Consider the following 16,270-nt stretch of genomic DNA (forward strand, 5'->3'; position numbering starts at 1 on the left):
GCGGTTCAGGTTTTCGCTTGCCTGCTGGGGATGGGCATTGGCGCAGGCGCCTGTCTCGCACTTGACGCCTGCCCGGTGTAAACCCTTGGGCGGCAAGCACCGGGCGCTCCTACCATCGCCGCACGTTGCGGCCACGTTGGCCGACACCTGAAGGAGCTACTTGATGATGAACCACGATGCGACGCCCACTGGCCACGGCCTCCCACTGGCGCGCCGCCGCAGCCTGGTGCTGGCACTGGCGGGTAGCGCGGCCTTGGCGGCGCTGCCTGCGGGCGCGCAACCCGCAGCAGGAAAGGGCGACATCCTCATCGGCCGCTCGACCGCCCTGACGGGTGGCATGGCTCCGTTTCTTGCGCCCCTTCACGAGGGGCAGGAGGCCGCCATCGCAGACGCCAATGCCAAAGGGGGTATCGGCGGCCGCAAGATCCGATTGGTGTCGCTGGACGACGGGTTCGACCCGCGCCGCACGCTGGAAAACGCCAAACAGCTGAACGAAAAAGACGGCGTGCTGGCCTTGTTGGGCGTGTCGGGCACTTCACAGGTGATGACGCTGCTTCCCTATCTGGCGCAAGCCAAATTGCCACTGATCGGCGTGTATACCGGCTCCCCCGCCATCCGCGCGCAGCAGCACCCCTACCTGTTCACCACACGGGCCAGCTACGCTGATGAGCTGGTCAAGATCGTGCGCAACCTGGTGGCGGTGCAATCGTCACGCATCGGGGTGGCCTACGAAAACAACGACTTTGGCAAGTTGCTGCTGCCGCTTGTCGAAAAAACCATTGCTGCCGAAGGCGCATCTTTGGCGGGCACACATGCGCTGGCCGCCGCCGGAGAAGATGCCAACGAAGCCGCCAAGGCACTGGCCGCCCAGAGGCCGCAGGCAGTGCTGCTGATAGCGGCAGGGCCGCCTGTTGTGGCCTACGTGCGGGCGCACCGGGCCCATCTGGGTGTGCCGGTGTACACCTTGTCACTGGGCGCGGGCACCGCCATGCTCAAGGCGCTGGGAGAGGACGCACGTGGCCTGGCCGTGGCGCGTACCGGCCCGTCCCCCAGCAAACCCACCATCCAGCTCACGCGTGACTTCCAGGCGTCCATGAAGCACCATGACAAGCCCGTGGATTACGACCGCTACACCGGCTACATGGACGCCCGCGTGCTGATCGAAGGCCTGCGCGCTGCGGGGCCGGGGGTTACGCGCGCCAGTCTGGTGCAGGGCATGGAAAGCCTGGGCAACCTCGACCTGGGCGGTTATGCCTACCAGTTCAGCCCGCAGAACCACCATGGCTCCAACTATGTGGATATTGCCGTGGTGGGGTCGGGCGGGGTCTTCAGGCAATAGCCCCCTGATCGCGGGCGACAATGGCGGCCCCGCTACCGCTGCCTAAAACCCCTGTGACCCTCGCTTCCCTTGTTTTTGATGTTGTCATCATCGGCGCCGGTGCCGCCGGCCTGTTCTGTGCGGGCCAGGCGGGCCAGCGCGGGTTGAAAGTCTTGCTCATCGACCACGCCGACAAGGTGGCCGAGAAGATCCGCATCTCGGGCGGCGGGCGCTGCAACTTCACCAACCGCGACCTGGACCCCGCCGCGCCGCACAAGCACTTCGTGGGGCAAAACCCGCAGTTTTGCCGCTCGGCGCTGTCGCGTTACACACCTGCCGACTTCATTGCGCTGGTGCAAAAACACGGCATCGCCTTTCACGAAAAACACAAGGGCCAGCTGTTTGCCGACCGCTCGGCCGAGGACATCATCGCCATGCTGCTGGCCGAATGCGCAGCAGGCCAGGTGACACACTGGCAGCCCTGCGCGGTCAAAAATATAGCGTTTTTGGCTTCTGGTGCTTATCCATCAAGCGCTAGCAGCTATCAAATTGATACTGATCGTGGCCCGGTGCGGGCGCGCTCGCTGGTCATCGCCACGGGTGGCTTGTCCATCCCCAAGATCGGCGCCACCGACTTCGGCTACCGGCTCGCGCAGCAGTTCAACATTCCGCTGATTGAGCGCCGCCCCGGCCTCGTGCCGCTGACGTTTGACGGTGCAGGCTGGGCACCTTACGCGCAGTTGGCGGGGCTAGCCCTGCCCGTGCAGATCAGCACTGGTGCCAAAAAGGCGCGCATGGCGTTTGACGAAGACCTGCTGTTCACCCACCGCGGCCTGTCGGGCCCGGCGGTGCTGCAGATTTCCAGCTACTGGCAAGAGGGCACACCGCTGGCCATCAACCTCGCGCCCACGTTCGACTTGCCCGCCGCACTGGCGCTGGCGAAGGCGCGCTCGCGCAAGCTGATTGCCAACGAACTCGCCACGCTGGTCCCAAGCCGCCTGGCCGATGCCTGGGCGCAGCGCGAGGCCGACTGGCAGCGCCCCATCGCCGAGGCCTCGGACAAGGCCCTGGCGCGACTGGCCGAGCAGCTGGCGCGCTGGGAGCTGACGCCCACCGGCACCGAGGGCTACAAGAAGGCCGAGGTGACGCTGGGTGGTGTGGACACGCGCGTGCTGTCGCAGCAAACCATGGAATGCAAGACGCAGCCCGGCCTGTATTTCATTGGCGAAGTGGTGGATGTGACAGGCTGGCTGGGCGGCTACAACTTTCAGTGGGCCTGGGCCAGTGCACATGCTTGCGCCCAAGCGCTGCCTGCTTGAAATTTGCCGCATCCGGGCTATAATCTCCGGCTTTGCTGGCAATGCCCCGTCGGCCAAATACTAGTTACAGACGGGGAAACCGCTACGTATGGTCCTGAGGCCCGATCTCCCCAAGCCCCTCTGCGAGCAACATTTTGGAAAACATTAGCTAATGACTACGATCCGCGTAAAAGAAAACGAACCCTTTGACGTTGCACTGCGTCGCTTCAAGCGCACCATTGAAAAGCTCGGCCTGCTGACCGACCTGCGCGCCCGTGAGTTCTACGAAAAGCCCACCGCCGAGCGCAAGCGCAAGAAGGCAGCCGCCGTGAAGCGCCACTACAAGCGCGTTCGCAGCATGCAACTGCCCAAGAAGATGTACTGATCTTCCGGATCCCAAGCCTGCTTGGGTCCCAGAACCCGCGCTAGGGACGCCAAGCGCGGGTTTTTGTTTTTGCGGGTCTGCACAAAGCCCCTCTGGCGTCGTTGCAGCGCCTTGCCGTAGCAAAACTACTGTCTGCGGCGCTGCGCCTAGCCAGAGGGGCTTTGTGCAAACCCTCCGACTCTGTCTTACTAAAAAGGAAGCCGCCATGAGCCTCAAGGACCAGATCACCGAAGACATGAAAACCGCCATGCGCGCCAAGGACAGCGAGCGCCTGGGCACCATCCGCCTGCTGCAGGCCGCGATGAAGCAAAAGGAAGTGGACGAGCGCGTCGTGCTGGACGATGTGGCCGTGGTCGCCATCGTGGACAAGCTCATCAAGCAGCGCAAGGACAGCATCACCGCCTTTGAAGGCGCGGGCCGCCAGGACCTGGCTGACAAGGAAAAGTCCGAAATGGCCGTGCTGCAGGCCTACCTGCCCAAGCGCATGTCTGCCGAAGAAACGCTGGCCGCGGTGAAGGCCATCGTGGCCGAGCTGGGTGCCGCCGGCCCTGGCGACATGGGCAAGGTGATGGGCGTGGTCAAGACCCGCCTGGCGGGCAAGGCCGACATGGGCCAGGTGTCGGCCGCGGTGAAGGCGGCGCTGGCAGGCTGATCCGCCAACGACCAAACCCCGTTAACGCCACCCCGCGGGCCGCACTACGGCCTGCCGTGCGGTTAGTATCATTTTAATAGCTGCTTGCGCTTACCAGATAAGCGCTAGCAGCTATTTTTGCTTCAAACTGCGCCGTTGTCACCGGCACCCTCATTGCCCGCCGGCTGCGCCATCCCCCCGGCGCGAAAGTACTCCTGGAGGAACTCCACGCACACCCGCACCTTGGCCGAGCGCTCCAGCCGCGTGGGGTACACGGCCCACACATTGGCCTCCTGCTGCCACTGCGGCAGCACCTGCACGAGGCGCCCGGCCTGCAGCTGCGCGCCCACATCCCACAGCGAGCGCAGCACAATCCCGCGGCCGTCCACCGCCCACTGCACGGCCATCTCGCCGTTGTTGGCCGACAGCGGGCCACGCACCTTCACCGATTCTTCCTGCGCGCCGCTGCGCAGGCGCCACACGCCAAACGGGTGGTCGCGCTCCTTGATCACCAGGCAGTCATGCGCAGCCAAGTCCGCCACCGTGCGCGGAGCGCCCTTGCGCTGCAGATAGGCGGGCGCTGCGCAGAGCACGCGGTGGTTGTCGGCCAGACGGCGCGCGATGAGGTGTGGCGCAATCTCGTCGCCCACGCGCACATCCAGGTCAAAACCCTCGCCCGCCACGTCCACCAGCCGGTCGAACACCTCCAGCCGCACCTGCAGGCCGGGGTGCTGCTCCACCAGCCGCGACAGCGCAGGCGCCACGATCTGGCGGCCGAAGCCGAAGCTGCTGCTCACGCGCAGCAGCCCGCGCGGTGCGCTGCGGGTGATGGCGACCTCTTGCAGCAGCTGCTCCATATCGTCCAGGATGCGCTGCGCCCAGTGGAAAACGCGCTCACCCTCCTCGGTCACCGCCACCCGGCGGGTGGTGCGGTGCAGCAGCTTGACCTGCAGATCCTGCTCCAGCAGGCGGATGCGCTTGCTCACGTAAGCCGGTGAGGTGCCGAGCTCGATGGCGGCGGCGCCAAAGCTGGACTTGCGCACCACCGCAGCGAACACGCGCAAGTCGTCGGCGGCAGGGTTTTTATGCACGATGTGTGAAGGATGAGGCTACGGTTGGCAGATTGTAGTTGTCGTTGGCGCTCGGATAATGCGGTGCAACCGCGCCCCTTGCATCGGCGGCGCCCTCCCATTCCTCACCCACCTGCTTCACACCATGAATCTGCCCGCCACCAAAACCTATCGCATTGCCGTCATCGCCGGAGACGGCATTGGCAAGGAAGTGATGCCCGAAGGCCTGCGCGCCACCCTGGCGGCCGCAGAACGGTTCGGGCTGGGGCTGGAGCTGCACACGTTCGAGTGGGCCTGCTGCGACTTTTACGCGGCCCACGGCAAGATGATGCCCGACGACTGGAAGGCCCAGCTGGCGGGCATGGACGCGATCTTCTTCGGCGCGGTAGGCTGGCCCGCCACCGTGCCCGACCACATCTCGCTGTGGGGCTCGCTGCTCAAATTCCGCCGCGAGTTCGACCAGTACATCAACCTGCGCCCGGTGCGCCTGTTTGAAGGCGTGCCCTGCCCGCTGGCCGGCCGCAAGCCCGGCGACATCGACTACTACGTCGTGCGCGAGAACACCGAGGGCGAATACACGTCGCTCGGCGGCATCATGTACGAGGGCACCGACCGCGAGATCGTGATCCAGGAATCGGTCTACTCGCGCCACGGCGCCCACCGCCTGCTGAAGTTCGCCTTTGACCTGGCCCAGAGCCGTCCCAAAAAGCACGTCACGCTGGCCACCAAGAGTAACGGTATCGCCATCAGCATGCCCTGGTGGGACCAGCGCGCCGATGATGTTGCCAAGGGCTACCCCGAGGTCACACTCGACAAGCAGCACATCGACATCCTCACCGCCCGCTTTGTGCTGCAACCCGGCCGCTTTGACGTGGTGGCCGCCACCAACCTGTTTGGCGACATCCTCTCTGACCTGGGCCCGGCCACCACCGGCACCATTGGTCTGGCACCTTCGGCCAACCTGAACCCCGAGCGCAAGTTCCCCAGCCTGTTCGAGCCTGTTCACGGCTCGGCACCGGACATCTATGGCAAGAACATCGCCAACCCGATTGCCATGATCTGGTCAGGCGCGCTGATGCTGGACTTTTTCACCGGGGGACAGGGCGCGGGCCGGCAGGCACACGACGCCATCGTCACAGCCATCGAAGAGGTGATCAAGAGCGGGCCGCGCACCCCCGACCTGGGCGGCACGGCCAACACCACACAGGTGGGTGAGGCCGTTGCGGGCCTGATAGCGCGGCGGTAGTCCCCCCGGGGGCCCGCCCGTAACCGTCAGGGGAACAGCTTGTTGGCGGTCTCGGCGATCAATTTGCCCTGGAACCGGGCACCGTCCAGATCCAGGGCGCTGGGCTGGCGCTGCCCCTGGCCGCCCGCAATGGTGGTCGCGCCGTACGGGCTGCCGCCCACCACTTCGTCGAGCGTCATCTGGCCCTGGTAGCTGTACGGCAGGCCGACGATCGTCATGCCGAAATGCAGCAGGTTGGTGATGATGGAGAACAGCGTCACCTCCTGCCCACCGTGCTGCGTGGCCGTGGAGGTGAACGCGCCCCCCACCTTGCCATTGAGGGCACCGCGCGCCCACAGCCCGCCCGCCTGGTCCAGAAACGCGGCCATCTGCGAAGGCATGCGGCCAAAACGGGTGGGGGCGCCGACGATGATGGCGTCGTAGCCCTCAAGCTCTGCAACGGTAGCTACGGCAGCTGACTGGTCCAGCTTGAAATGCGCGCCCTTGGCAATGTCTTCGGGCACCGTCTCCGGTACCCGCTTGACGTCGACTGTCGCACCCGCAGAGCGCGCACCTTCGGCCACGGCCTGGGCCATGGTTTCGATGTGGCCGTACGTGGAATAGTAAAGAACGAGAACTTTGGACATGGTGGCTCCTTGAATCCTTGAGGGGTTGACGCGCCCGCTGGTTGCGCGGCACCCCACGATATTGCGTTTCGTTCATGACAGCAATGGCATGCGCAAGCGCAGCGGCATCAGACGACAGCCGATTGTCACGACCGCGCCAAGCGCCTGGCACCCACCAATAAAAAGCAGCCCAAGGCTGCTTTGTTGTTCGGGACCTGGCTGCAGCGTCGCAGCTGTCAGCTACCAGCCACCTTCATGCGGTTGACGAGAATCGAGCCCACCGTCTTGGCCCCGTAGTTGTAGGCGTCTGCCCCCACGGCCTCGATGCCCTTGAGCATGTCTTTCAGGTTGCCTGCGATGGTGATCTCGTGCACGGGGAAGGCGATCTTGCCGTTCTCCACCCAGAAGCCGCTGGCGCCGCGCGAGTAGTCGCCCGTCACGTAGTTCACGCCCTGGCCCATCAGCTCCACCACGAACAGGCCCGTGCCCAGCTTTTGCAGCATGGCATCGAGGTTGTCGCTGCTTTGGGTGAGGCGCGAGGTGAGTGTGATGTTGTGCGAACCACCGGCGTTGCCCGTGGTCTTCATGCCGAGCTTGCGGGCCGAGTAGCTGCTGAGGAAATAGCCCTGCACCCGCCCGCCCTGCACCACCTTGCGTGGCGCCACGCGCACGCCTTCTTCGTCAAAAGGCGAGCTGCCCTTGCCGCGCAGCACAAACGGGTCTTCCAGAATATCGATGTGCTTGGGAAACACCATCTTGCCCAGCGAATCGAGCAAAAAGCTGCTCTTGCGGTAAAGCGAGCCCCCACTGACGGCCTGCACAAAACCACCCAGCAGGCCTGCAGCCAGGGTGGATTCAAACAGCACCGGGCACTGGGTGGTGACAATCTTGCGGCTGCCCAGGCGGCTCAATGCGCGCTGGGCGGCATAGCGGCCCACGGCCTCGGGCGAGGCCAGTTCGGCCGCGTCGCGCTCGGAGCTGTACCACGCATCGCGCTGCATCTCGGCATTGCGGCCGGGCAACGAGGCAATGGGCGACACCGAAAAACTGTGGCGCGAGCTGGCATAGCCGCCGCGAAAGCCGCGCGTGTGGGCGCTGAAAAAATGGCTTTGCTGGGCCGACACGCCAGCGCCCTCGCTGTTGGTGATGCGGCGGCTGGTCTTGAGCGCGGCGGCCTCGCACTCCATGGCCAGGCGTGCGGCCTGCTCGCTGTCGATGGCCCAGGGGTGGAACAAATCGAGGTCGCGGTGGGTGTCGGGGGGCGCAATATCGTCGGCATCGGGCAGACCAGCCATGGGGTCTTCGGCGGTGAAGCGGGCGATGTCGTAGGCGGCCTGCACGGTCTGCTCGATGGCCTTGTCCGAAAAGTCGGAGGTGCTGGCATTGCCGCGGCGATGACCGATATAAACCGTGACGCCCAGCGACTTGTCACGGTTGCGCTCCACGTTCTCCAGCTCGCCCTTGCGCACGCTGACCGACAGGCCGCAGCCCTCGGACGCCTCGGCGCCCGCGTCGGTGGCGCCCAGCTTTTTGGCGTGGGCCAGGGCACGGTCCACCAGGTCCTCAAAGAACGGGCGGCTGTAGCTGAAACCGCGTTCCGGGGCGGGGGAAGTGGCAGGGGCTTGCGCGGCGGCCGGGGCGCTGGGGGCGCGCGCGGCGCGTTTGGTGGGTTTATTCATAGCGGCGGCTATGATACTTGCCGCTGTGGTGCGCGCTGCGCCACCTCTCTCTTTGCCCCCACCCATGTCACGCAAACCCAAAAAAGGCTACTTTGTGCGAGGCCAGTTCGTTGCCGAAGGCAGCGAACTGGACATTCAGCTCAAGGCCGAACTCAAAGGCACGCCCGATGCCAGCCGTACCGATCTCAAACGCGAAAGCGATGAACTGCAAGACCTGGGCAAAGAGCTGCTAACGCTTCGCACCGACCTGTTCGAAGCCGTGGGCCTGCCCGAAAAGCTGGTGGACGCCCTGGCCGAAGCCAAGCGCATCACCAACTTTGAAGGCAAGCGCCGCCAGATGCAGTATGTGGGCAAGCTCATGCGCAAGCTTGAACCCGAGCTGGTGCAGGCCGCACGGCAGGCACTGGAGGAGCAGCACAAGGGATCGGCCAGCGAAAAACTCTCGCTGCACCTGGCCGAGCACTGGCGTGACCGGCTGATTGCCGACGACGCTGCCCTGGCCCCCTGGATGGCCGAGCACCCCGACACCGATACCCAGCAACTGCGCGCGCTGATCCGCCAGGCACGCAAGGATGCAACCCCGGCCGGCAAGACCGCCAACGTTCAGGTCTCCGAGGGCCTGGCACCGCGCAAGGGCCGCGCCTACCGCGAGCTGTTCCAGCTGGTGCGTGAGCATCTGGGCGGCGCGGCCGGTGAAGACAACACCCCCGAAGACGAGGACCACGATGAGTGAAGCGCTCCACGACCCGGTCAAGATAGGCATCGTCTCGATCAGCGACCGCGCCAGCACCGGTGTGTATGAAGACAAGGGCCTGCCCGCCCTGCAGGACTGGCTTACCCGCGCCCTGCTCAACCCCATTACCTTCGAGCCCCGCCTGATTCCCGACGAACAGGACCGCATCAGAGCCACGCTGATCGCCCTGGTCAACGAGGGCTGCAGCCTGGTGCTGACCACCGGCGGCACCGGCCCGGCCCTGCGCGACGTGACGCCCGAGGCCACGCTGGCCGTGGCGCACAAGGAGATGCCGGGGTTTGGCGAGCAAATGCGCCAGATCAGCCTGCGCTTTGTGCCCACCGCCATCCTCTCGCGCCAGGTGGCCGTGGTGCGCGAGCAAAGCCTCATCATCAACCTGCCCGGCCAGCCCAAGGCGATTGCCGAAACGCTGGAAGGCCTCAAGGATGCGGCCGGCGCACAACTGGTGCCGGGCATCTTTGCTGCCGTGCCCTATTGCATTGACCTGATTGGCGGGCCTTACCTCGAAACACGCGACGAGGTGTGCAAGGCCTTCCGGCCCAAATCGGCAGTGCGCGCCCGATAAGACAGCCGGCGCTTTTTTCATACCCGAGCAGTCCACTCCAGCGTCGGCACGCTACGGACACGCATTCGGCGTAAGGTGGTGCTTTCACACCCAAGGAGCACCACCATGACCGCCATGATGAAAGCCGCCGTTTTTGTCGACAAAGGCCGCATCGAGCTGGCCGACAAGCCCATCCCCGATGTGGGCCCCAACGATGCGCTGGTGCGCATCACCACCACCACTATCTGCGGCACGGACGTGCACATTCTCAAGGGCGAATACCCCGTGGCCAAGGGCCTGACGGTGGGGCATGAGCCCGTGGGCGTGATCGAAAAACTGGGCAGTGCCGTGCAGGGCTACACCGAGGGCCAACGCGTGATTGCGGGAGCCATCTGCCCCAACTTCAACTCGTATGCCGCGCAAGATGGCGCACCTTCACAAGACGGCAGCTACCTGATTGCGCAAGGCCTGTGCGGCTGCCATGGCTACAAGGCCACCGCCGGCTGGCGCTTTGGCAACCTGATCGACGGCACCCAGGCCGAATATGTGCTGGTGCCCGATGCACAGGCGAATCTGGCCCCTATCCCCGATGGCCTGACCGACGAGCAGGTGCTGATGTGCCCCGACATCATGTCCACCGGTTTCAAGGGCGCCGAAAACGCCAACATCCGCATTGGCGACACGGTGGTGGTGTTTGCGCAGGGGCCGATTGGCCTGTGCGCCACCGCAGGTGCACGCCTGCTGGGCGCCACAACCATCATCGCCGTAGACGGCAACGACCACCGTTTGGGCATTGCCAAGAAGATGGGCGCCGACGTGACGCTGAACTTCCGCAACGTGGACGTGGTTGACGAGGTGATGAAGCTCACCGGTGGCAAGGGCGCGGACAGCTCCATCGAGGCGCTGGGCACGCAGGCCACGTTTGCGCAAGCCATGAAGGTGCTCAAGCCCGGGGGCACGCTGTCGAGCCTGGGCGTGTATTCCGAAGACCTCACCATCCCGCTGGCGCAGTTTGCGGCGGGCCTGGGCGACCACACCATCCGCACCGCGCTGTGCCCCGGCGGCAAGGAGCGCATGCGCCGCCTGATGAACGTGGTGGCATCGGGCCGCGTTGATCTGGGCGTGCTGGTGACCCACCACTACAAGCTCGATGACATCGTTGCGGCCTACGACCTGTTCGCCCACCAGCGCGACGGTGTGCTGAAGGTGGCGATCAAGCCGTTCTGAACGGTCTGCGCCTTGAATTTTTAACCAAATTGGCCTCTAGCCCTTACGTATAAAGCGCAAGCAGCTATTAAAAAAGAAGCACACGTCCCGTGTGCTTTTTTTTTGGACGACGGGCCGAGGCCGGCTACTTACCGACCAGATCGTTGAACTTGCCCGCCTCGAACTGCTCCTTGAGCGCCGCGTCGTCAGGCACACAGTCGCCCGTCTTGACGCATTCGGACAGCTTCTCGATGGCCTGCCACAGCAACGCGATCTGGTGCTCTTGCGAGGAGGCGTTGTCGATCAGGCCGCGCATGGCCTGCGAGAGCGGGTCGTCCTCTTGCGTGATGCCATAGGCCGTGAACTTGCGCGCCTGCTGCGGCTCGGTCACGTCGGCGCTCTGGCCCTCTTTGGAGGGGATGATGCGCGCCGGGATGCCCACGGCCGTGGCGCCCGCAGGCACGGGCTTGATGACCACGGCGTTGCTGCCGATTTTTGCGCCATCACCCACCGCGAAGCCGCCCAGCACTTTGGCGCCGGCGCTCACCACCACATCGCGGCCCAGCGTGGGGTGGCGTTTGGCGCCCTTGTAGAGCGAGGTGCCGCCCAGCGTGACGCCCTGGTAGATGGTGCAGCCGTCGCCAATTTCGGCCGTCTCGCCCACCACCACGCCCATGGCGTGGTCAAAGAACACGCGCTCGCCCACCTTGGCACCGGGGTGGATCTCGATGCCCGTGAACCAGCGCGCCAGGTGCGAGATAAAGCGACCCAGCCACTTGAAACCATGGCCCCAGCACCAGTGCGCAGGCCGGTGCAGCCACACCGCGTGCAAGCCGGGGTAGCAGGTGATCACCTCCCAGGTGCTGCGGGCAGCGGGGTCGCGATCAAGGATGCACTGGATGTCGGAACGCAGGCGGGCAAACATGGTTTCGTTGTTTTTGGAATATGGAAATGCAGTCTAGCGCTTTGCCTGTGCCGTCTCGAGCATGGCTTTGGCGACACCACGCAGGATGTGGATTTCCTCCGGGCTCAGTTGCGCGCGGTTGAAAAGCTGGTTCAGGCGCGGCATGAGCTTCTTGGGCGCTGCCGGGTCGAGAAAGCCAATGCCGGCAAGCGCCTGCTCCCAGTGGGCGAGCATGCCAGCCACCTGGGCGGCATCGGCCTGCGCACGGGTGGGGGTGGCATCCTGCACCGCAAACCCGCCCAGCGCCTGGCGCCATTCGTAGGCGATCACCTGGATGGCGGCGCCCAGGTTGAGCGACCCAAACCCCGGGTTGGTGGGAATGGAAAGCGCCACATGGCAACGGTACACATCCTCGTTGGCCATGCCAAAGCGCTCGGAACCAAAGAGAAAGGCCACACCGGTTTCGGCAGCCGGCGCCTCAATATTTGAAGCGTTTTTGACCTCCAGCCCTTTACCATCAAGCGCTAGAAGCTCTTTTTTTAATAGCATCTCGAAATGCGCCCGGGGGCTGGCGGCGGGCGGGCCGAAGTCGCGCGGCGTCATCGCGGTGGCGCACAGGTGGCTCATGCCATCCAGGGCTTCGTCGAGGGAGGCGACGATGCGGGCGTTTTCCAGCACATCAAGGGCACCGCTGGCGCGCTGGATGGTTTCTTCGCGCCGCAACACGTTGGGCCAGCGCGGCGCCACCAGCACCAGGTCGTCAAAACCCATGGTTTTCATGGCACGTGCGGCTGCACCCACATTGCCGGCATGGCTGGTCTGGATCAGTATGAAACGGGTACGCATGGTGAAATCAAAGAGAAACGGCGGGCCACCGGGGCATGCGCCATTGTCGCCGCTGGCCATGCGTGTGTGCCCCGAACGGGCGAGCGTTTGTCCCGAACCGCAGGTCGCTCCCTGCGCTCCCGGTTCGGAGTGATCGCGTAAAGCGCTGTTACAACTGCTGGCAAGGTGTGCACTGACCGCCCTCTCCAGGCGTTAAGGTGGCAGTGGCGTCTTTTATTGGGTAAACCATGGCGTTCACTTTTTCTCCCCCAACCCACAACAAGGTCTGCATGCACGCTCCCAACCCTCTCGCAAAAACCCTGGGCAGTTGGCTGCTGCTCATGTTCGCGCTTGTCATGTCGTCCACCGCATGGGCCCAGCGCGACGACGGCCAATACCAGATCCTGCAGGCCGTCTATGGCACCGATCAGCGCAGCATTGATGTGACGGACCGGCTCAAGCAACTGGCCGCGCGCGACCAGCGCTTCAAGCTCACCAACGACCTGTTCAACAATGTCGACCCGGCCCCCGGCCAGCGCAAGATGCTGCGCATCCATGCCCGCGGACCTGACGGTCAGCCACGCACCTTCGATTACATCGAGTACAGCTGGGTAGATGGCGCCCAGTTCTTGGGCTGGAGCACTGGCCGCTGGGGTCAGCGTGGCGACAACATGGGCAGGCAGGCGGTCGAACCCGTCAACGCGAACCGTGGCAATCAAGAAATTCTGCAAGCCACCTATGGCGCCCACACATCGCGCGTGGATGTGACCCAAACGATCCGCCAGCTGGTGCGACGCAACAAGCGCTTCCAGCTGACCAATGAGCTTTTCAATACCGACCCGGCCCCCGGCCAAAGAAAAACCCTGCAAATCCAAACGCGTGGCTACGGCGATCAGCCCCACATCCTCGAGTTTGCTGAGGGCAGCTGGATCGACGCTGCGCGCCTCACGGGCACCCGTGCTGGTCAGTGGAACCAGGGTGGCAGGCGCAACGATGCGGGCTATGGCAACGATGCGGGCTATGGCAACGATGCAGGCAATGGGCGGGTTACGGTCCAGCGCGCGCTCTATGGTGACGGCTACCGCCAGGTGGACGTCACCGCACGCCTGCGCAGCCAGGTGCGCGACGGTCGGCTGCAAGTGTCGGTGGACAACAACCTCGCCGGCACCGACCCTGCCCCCGGCGCACGCAAGAGCCTGACGGTCGAATTCACCCTCGGCAACGGGCCAATGCAGCAAACCACGGCACAAGAAGGCCAGTGGCTGCGGCTGCCCTGACTGCGGCATGAAAGCCGCGCGAGGTCGCCAACGGTCGCTGCTGCACGGTATCAAAGGCAACACACGGCTGAAGGCGGCTGGGGGCGGCTGACGACAGCTCAGGGCAAATGACGCTGCCGCACAAGGCATCTTGCCCACGGCTCCATCGAGCACCCGCCCAGGCCAGTCTTGGGCGCAGCGGGTAGAATCACCTCCCTTGTCGCCGCATCGTCGGTTCAGGCCTGGCGTTCAGGCCCCTGTCCTTCTCTCACAATTTATGTCGTCCAATCTGCACCCCATGCTCAACGTGGCCATCAAGGCCGCACGCGCCGCCGGCGCCATCATCAACCGCGCGGCCCTTGATGTGGAATCGGTGCGGATCTCGCAAAAGCAGATCAACGACTTCGTGACCGAAGTGGACCACGCGTCCGAAAAGATCATCATCGAGACGCTGCTCACGGCCTACCCCGGCCATGGCATCCTGGCCGAAGAATCGGGCACCGAATATGGCGCCAAGGATTCAGAATTCGTCTGGATCATCGACCCACTGGACGGCACCACCAACTTCATCCACGGCTTTCCTGTCTATTGCGTCAGCATTGCGCTGGCCGTCAAGGGCAAGGTCGAGCAGGCGGTCATCTACGACCCTTCGCGCAATGACCTGTTCACCGCCACCAAGGGCCGTGGCGCCTACCTGAACGAGCGCCGCATCCGCGTGAGCAAGCGCACCCAGCTCAAGGACTGCCTGATTTCCACCGGCTTCCCCTTCCGTCCGGGCGACAACTTCAAGAGCTATCTCAACATGATGAGCGACGTGATGCAGCGCACGGCCGGCCTGCGCCGCCCCGGCGCTGCCGCGCTCGACCTGGCCTACGTGGCCGCAGGTTTTACCGACGGTTTTTTTGAAACCGGCCTGTCGATCTGGGACGTGGCGGCGGGTTCGCTGCTGATCACCGAGGCCGGTGGCCTGGTGGGCAATTTCACGGGTGAGGCCGACTTCCTGGAGCAGCGCGAATGCATGGCGGGCAACCCGCGCATTTATGGTCAGCTGGTGCCTCTTCTGGGCAAGTACAGCAAGTTCGCGGGTGCGGGCGACAAGGCAGCTGTGCGCCAGGCTGCCGCTGAAGATACCGCCGAACCAGCAGCCCCCGCAGCCAGCGAACCACCCGACAGCCCCGCCGCTGCCGGCGAAGACGCTCCTTTCTGAAGCCATCCACTGCGCACAGCCGTTAAGCCAGCACACGATGACCACCGGTGAGGTCTTGTCGCTGGACTATGCAGCGGGCGGGACGTACACCAGGGCAGCCGTGCAAGGGCCGCCCCGCCACACTGGCTGCGTTTCCCTCCCCGCATGGCGCAGCAATTCGAGAGAAGGGGGAAGGCGCGAAGCGGCTAAGGGGGTTGTACCTTATGCAGGGTCCGGATACTTTTGCGCAATGCAGCGAAAGTCTTCGGCAATGTCCACAAAGGCGTCCACCATGTCGGGATCAAAGTGGTTGCCCTTGCCCCGGACGATGGTGCCGCAGGCCTGGTCGTGCGAGAAGGCGGGCTTGTAAACGCGCTTGCTGATCAGCGCGTCGTACACATCGGCCACGGCCATGAGACGGGCAGAAACGGGAATGGCGTCCCCCGCCAATCCTTCGGGGTAGCCCGAGCCGTCCCATTTTTCCTGGTGGCTGTAGGCGATTTCCTTGGACACACTCAAAAACGCCACGCGCATGCCCAAGCGGCGCTCTGCATCCTCAATGGCATTGCGGCCCAGCGTGGTGTGCGTTTTCATGATTTCAAACTCTTCCACCGTGAGCTTGCCGGGTTTCAGCAGGATGCTGTCCGGAATGCCGATCTTGCCGATGTCGTGCAGCGGCGCCGACTTGTAAAGCAGCTCGATCATGCGGTCGTTCAGCAGGTGCTCGAAGCGCGGGTGGTGCCGCAGACGCTCGGCCAGGGTTTTGACATAAAGCTGCGTGCGCCGGATGTGGTTGCCGGTCTCGTTGTCGCGCGTTTCTGCCAGCGAGGTCATGGCCATGATGGTCACGTCCTGGATGGCCTGCACCTCCAGCGTGCGCATGGCCACCTCACGCTCCAGGTAGGCGCTCTTGTCGCGCAGAAAATCTGACGTGGCCTTGAGCGCCAGATGCGTGTTGACCCGCGCCAGCAAAATGGGCGGGCTGATGGGCTTGGTGATGTAGTCCACCGCCCCCAGCGCCAGGCCGGCCCGCTCGTCGTCGGGCTCGGAGCGCGCGGTCAGAAAGATCACCGGAATATCCCGGGTGGCAGGCTCTGCCTTCAGGCGCCGACACACTTCATAGCCATCCATCTGCGGCATGGTGATGTCGAGCAGGATCAGATCGGGGGGGGTGTCGGAGAGTGCAATTTTGAGCGCCTTCTCCCCGTGGTTGGCCACCTTGACCTGAAAATGCTCGCGCAGCAAGCTGCCCATCAAGGTGAGGTTGTCGGGCGTGTCGTCCACCACCAGCACCGTGGCAATGGGCTTTTGCGCATGCTCTGGAGGGCTGGAAGAAAAAGGCGCGTTGTCCATGATTTTTCCT

The 16,270-nt window shown here is 64.4% G+C and carries 16 protein-coding genes; 10 read left to right on the top strand and 6 right to left on the bottom strand.

Annotated features, from left to right (window positions below):
• The first annotated feature begins 163 nt into the window (after positions 1 to 163).
• The 4 genes from B7Y64_RS12750 (at position 164) to B7Y64_RS12765 (ending at position 3,653) form a co-directional block, all read left to right on the top strand.
• Positions 164 to 1,339, top strand: a complete 1,176-nt coding sequence (locus B7Y64_RS12750; protein WP_291325908.1) for an ABC transporter substrate-binding protein — start codon at positions 164 to 166, stop codon at positions 1,337 to 1,339.
• 20 nt (positions 1,340 to 1,359) lie between these two features.
• The gene (locus B7Y64_RS12755) at positions 1,360 to 2,637 is read left to right on the top strand and encodes an NAD(P)/FAD-dependent oxidoreductase (protein ID WP_291325910.1); all 1,278 of its coding nucleotides are present in this window, start codon (positions 1,360 to 1,362) and stop codon (positions 2,635 to 2,637) included.
• Positions 2,638 to 2,788: 151 nt separating this feature from the next.
• A complete protein-coding gene (rpsU, locus tag B7Y64_RS12760) occupies positions 2,789 to 3,001 on the top strand; it encodes a 30S ribosomal protein S21 (RefSeq protein ID WP_005799779.1) in 213 nt (70 codons plus the stop codon).
• Between the two features lie 205 nt (positions 3,002 to 3,206).
• Complete coding sequence (locus B7Y64_RS12765) at positions 3,207 to 3,653, top strand: GatB/YqeY domain-containing protein (RefSeq protein WP_291329065.1); 447 nt, start codon at positions 3,207 to 3,209, stop codon at positions 3,651 to 3,653.
• Positions 3,654 to 3,775: 122 nt separating this feature from the next.
• Here B7Y64_RS12765 and B7Y64_RS12770 read toward each other — a convergent pair whose 3' ends face one another.
• The gene (locus B7Y64_RS12770; protein ID WP_291324507.1) at positions 3,776 to 4,723 is read right to left on the bottom strand and encodes a LysR substrate-binding domain-containing protein; all 948 of its coding nucleotides are present in this window, start codon (positions 4,721 to 4,723) and stop codon (positions 3,776 to 3,778) included.
• Positions 4,724 to 4,847: 124 nt separating this feature from the next.
• On the opposite strand from B7Y64_RS12770, the gene B7Y64_RS12775 reads away from it, so the two are divergent.
• Complete coding sequence (locus B7Y64_RS12775; RefSeq protein WP_291324508.1) at positions 4,848 to 5,948, top strand: tartrate dehydrogenase; 1,101 nt, start codon at positions 4,848 to 4,850, stop codon at positions 5,946 to 5,948.
• A 26-nt stretch (positions 5,949 to 5,974) separates the two neighbouring features.
• Here the strand turns inward: B7Y64_RS12775 and wrbA are convergent, their stop codons facing one another.
• Both wrbA and pmbA read right to left on the bottom strand, forming a co-directional pair.
• Positions 5,975 to 6,574, bottom strand: a complete 600-nt coding sequence (wrbA, locus tag B7Y64_RS12780; protein WP_008907029.1) for an NAD(P)H:quinone oxidoreductase — start codon at positions 6,572 to 6,574, stop codon at positions 5,975 to 5,977.
• 215 nt (positions 6,575 to 6,789) lie between these two features.
• Positions 6,790 to 8,232 carry a metalloprotease PmbA gene (pmbA, locus tag B7Y64_RS12785; RefSeq protein ID WP_291324509.1) on the bottom strand — a complete coding sequence of 481 codons (1,443 nt, stop codon included), beginning with the start codon at positions 8,230 to 8,232 and terminating at the stop codon, positions 6,790 to 6,792.
• 64 nt (positions 8,233 to 8,296) lie between these two features.
• Here pmbA and yjgA point away from each other — a divergent pair, with 64 nt between their 5' ends.
• The 3 genes from yjgA (at position 8,297) to B7Y64_RS12800 (ending at position 10,757) form a co-directional block, all read left to right on the top strand.
• A complete protein-coding gene (gene yjgA / locus B7Y64_RS12790; protein WP_291324510.1) occupies positions 8,297 to 8,965 on the top strand; it encodes a ribosome biogenesis factor YjgA in 669 nt (222 codons plus the stop codon).
• Positions 8,958 to 9,551, top strand: coding sequence for a molybdopterin adenylyltransferase (gene mog, locus B7Y64_RS12795; protein WP_291324511.1), 594 nt, complete (start codon positions 8,958 to 8,960; stop codon positions 9,549 to 9,551). Before yjgA ends, mog begins: the two co-directional genes overlap by 8 nt.
• A 105-nt stretch (positions 9,552 to 9,656) precedes the next feature.
• Positions 9,657 to 10,757: an NAD(P)-dependent alcohol dehydrogenase gene (locus tag B7Y64_RS12800; RefSeq protein WP_291324512.1), complete on the top strand. Its 1,101-nt coding sequence runs from the start codon at positions 9,657 to 9,659 to the stop codon at positions 10,755 to 10,757.
• A 124-nt stretch (positions 10,758 to 10,881) separates the two neighbouring features.
• Here the strand turns inward: B7Y64_RS12800 and cysE are convergent, their stop codons facing one another.
• Both cysE and B7Y64_RS12810 read right to left on the bottom strand, forming a co-directional pair.
• Complete coding sequence (gene cysE / locus B7Y64_RS12805; protein ID WP_024815883.1) at positions 10,882 to 11,661, bottom strand: serine O-acetyltransferase; 780 nt, start codon at positions 11,659 to 11,661, stop codon at positions 10,882 to 10,884.
• Between the two features lie 33 nt (positions 11,662 to 11,694).
• Complete coding sequence (locus tag B7Y64_RS12810; protein ID WP_291324513.1) at positions 11,695 to 12,486, bottom strand: RNA methyltransferase; 792 nt, start codon at positions 12,484 to 12,486, stop codon at positions 11,695 to 11,697.
• Positions 12,487 to 12,755: 269 nt separating this feature from the next.
• On the opposite strand from B7Y64_RS12810, the gene B7Y64_RS12815 reads away from it, so the two are divergent.
• Both B7Y64_RS12815 and B7Y64_RS12820 read left to right on the top strand, forming a co-directional pair.
• Entirely contained in the window at positions 12,756 to 13,742 is a 987-nt protein-coding gene (locus tag B7Y64_RS12815; RefSeq protein WP_291324514.1) for a hypothetical protein, read from the top strand.
• A gap of 256 nt (positions 13,743 to 13,998) precedes the next feature.
• On the top strand, positions 13,999 to 14,928 hold the full coding sequence (locus tag B7Y64_RS12820) for an inositol monophosphatase family protein (RefSeq protein ID WP_291324515.1): 930 nt from the start codon (positions 13,999 to 14,001) through the stop codon (positions 14,926 to 14,928).
• Positions 14,929 to 15,129: 201 nt separating this feature from the next.
• Here the strand turns inward: B7Y64_RS12820 and B7Y64_RS12825 are convergent, their stop codons facing one another.
• A complete protein-coding gene (locus tag B7Y64_RS12825) occupies positions 15,130 to 16,260 on the bottom strand; it encodes a two-component system response regulator (RefSeq protein WP_291324516.1) in 1,131 nt (376 codons plus the stop codon).
• Positions 16,261 to 16,270 lie beyond the last annotated feature (10 nt).

It is taken from the genome of Acidovorax sp. 35-64-16 (assembly GCF_002281195.1).
Classification (GTDB): domain Bacteria; phylum Pseudomonadota; class Gammaproteobacteria; order Burkholderiales; family Burkholderiaceae_C; genus Acidovorax; species Acidovorax defluvii.

Coding starts and splice junctions, on each gene's coding strand:
- B7Y64_RS12765 (WP_291329065.1), top strand. CDS start 3,207: ATGAGCCTCAAGGACCAGATCACCGAAGACATGAAAACCGCCATGCGC.
- yjgA (WP_291324510.1), top strand. CDS start 8,297: ATGTCACGCAAACCCAAAAAAGGCTACTTTGTGCGAGGCCAGTTCGTT.
- B7Y64_RS12775 (WP_291324508.1), top strand. CDS start 4,848: ATGAATCTGCCCGCCACCAAAACCTATCGCATTGCCGTCATCGCCGGA.
- B7Y64_RS12800 (WP_291324512.1), top strand. CDS start 9,657: ATGACCGCCATGATGAAAGCCGCCGTTTTTGTCGACAAAGGCCGCATC.
- B7Y64_RS12825 (WP_291324516.1), bottom strand. CDS start 16,260: ATGGACAACGCGCCTTTTTCTTCCAGCCCTCCAGAGCATGCGCAAAAG.
- pmbA (WP_291324509.1), bottom strand. CDS start 8,232: ATGAATAAACCCACCAAACGCGCCGCGCGCGCCCCCAGCGCCCCGGCC.
- wrbA (WP_008907029.1), bottom strand. CDS start 6,574: ATGTCCAAAGTTCTCGTTCTTTACTATTCCACGTACGGCCACATCGAA.
- B7Y64_RS12810 (WP_291324513.1), bottom strand. CDS start 12,486: ATGCGTACCCGTTTCATACTGATCCAGACCAGCCATGCCGGCAATGTG.
- B7Y64_RS12820 (WP_291324515.1), top strand. CDS start 13,999: ATGTCGTCCAATCTGCACCCCATGCTCAACGTGGCCATCAAGGCCGCA.
- B7Y64_RS12755 (WP_291325910.1), top strand. CDS start 1,360: ATGGCGGCCCCGCTACCGCTGCCTAAAACCCCTGTGACCCTCGCTTCC.
- mog (WP_291324511.1), top strand. CDS start 8,958: ATGAGTGAAGCGCTCCACGACCCGGTCAAGATAGGCATCGTCTCGATC.
- cysE (WP_024815883.1), bottom strand. CDS start 11,661: ATGTTTGCCCGCCTGCGTTCCGACATCCAGTGCATCCTTGATCGCGAC.
- B7Y64_RS12815 (WP_291324514.1), top strand. CDS start 12,756: ATGCACGCTCCCAACCCTCTCGCAAAAACCCTGGGCAGTTGGCTGCTG.
- B7Y64_RS12750 (WP_291325908.1), top strand. CDS start 164: ATGATGAACCACGATGCGACGCCCACTGGCCACGGCCTCCCACTGGCG.
- rpsU (WP_005799779.1), top strand. CDS start 2,789: ATGACTACGATCCGCGTAAAAGAAAACGAACCCTTTGACGTTGCACTG.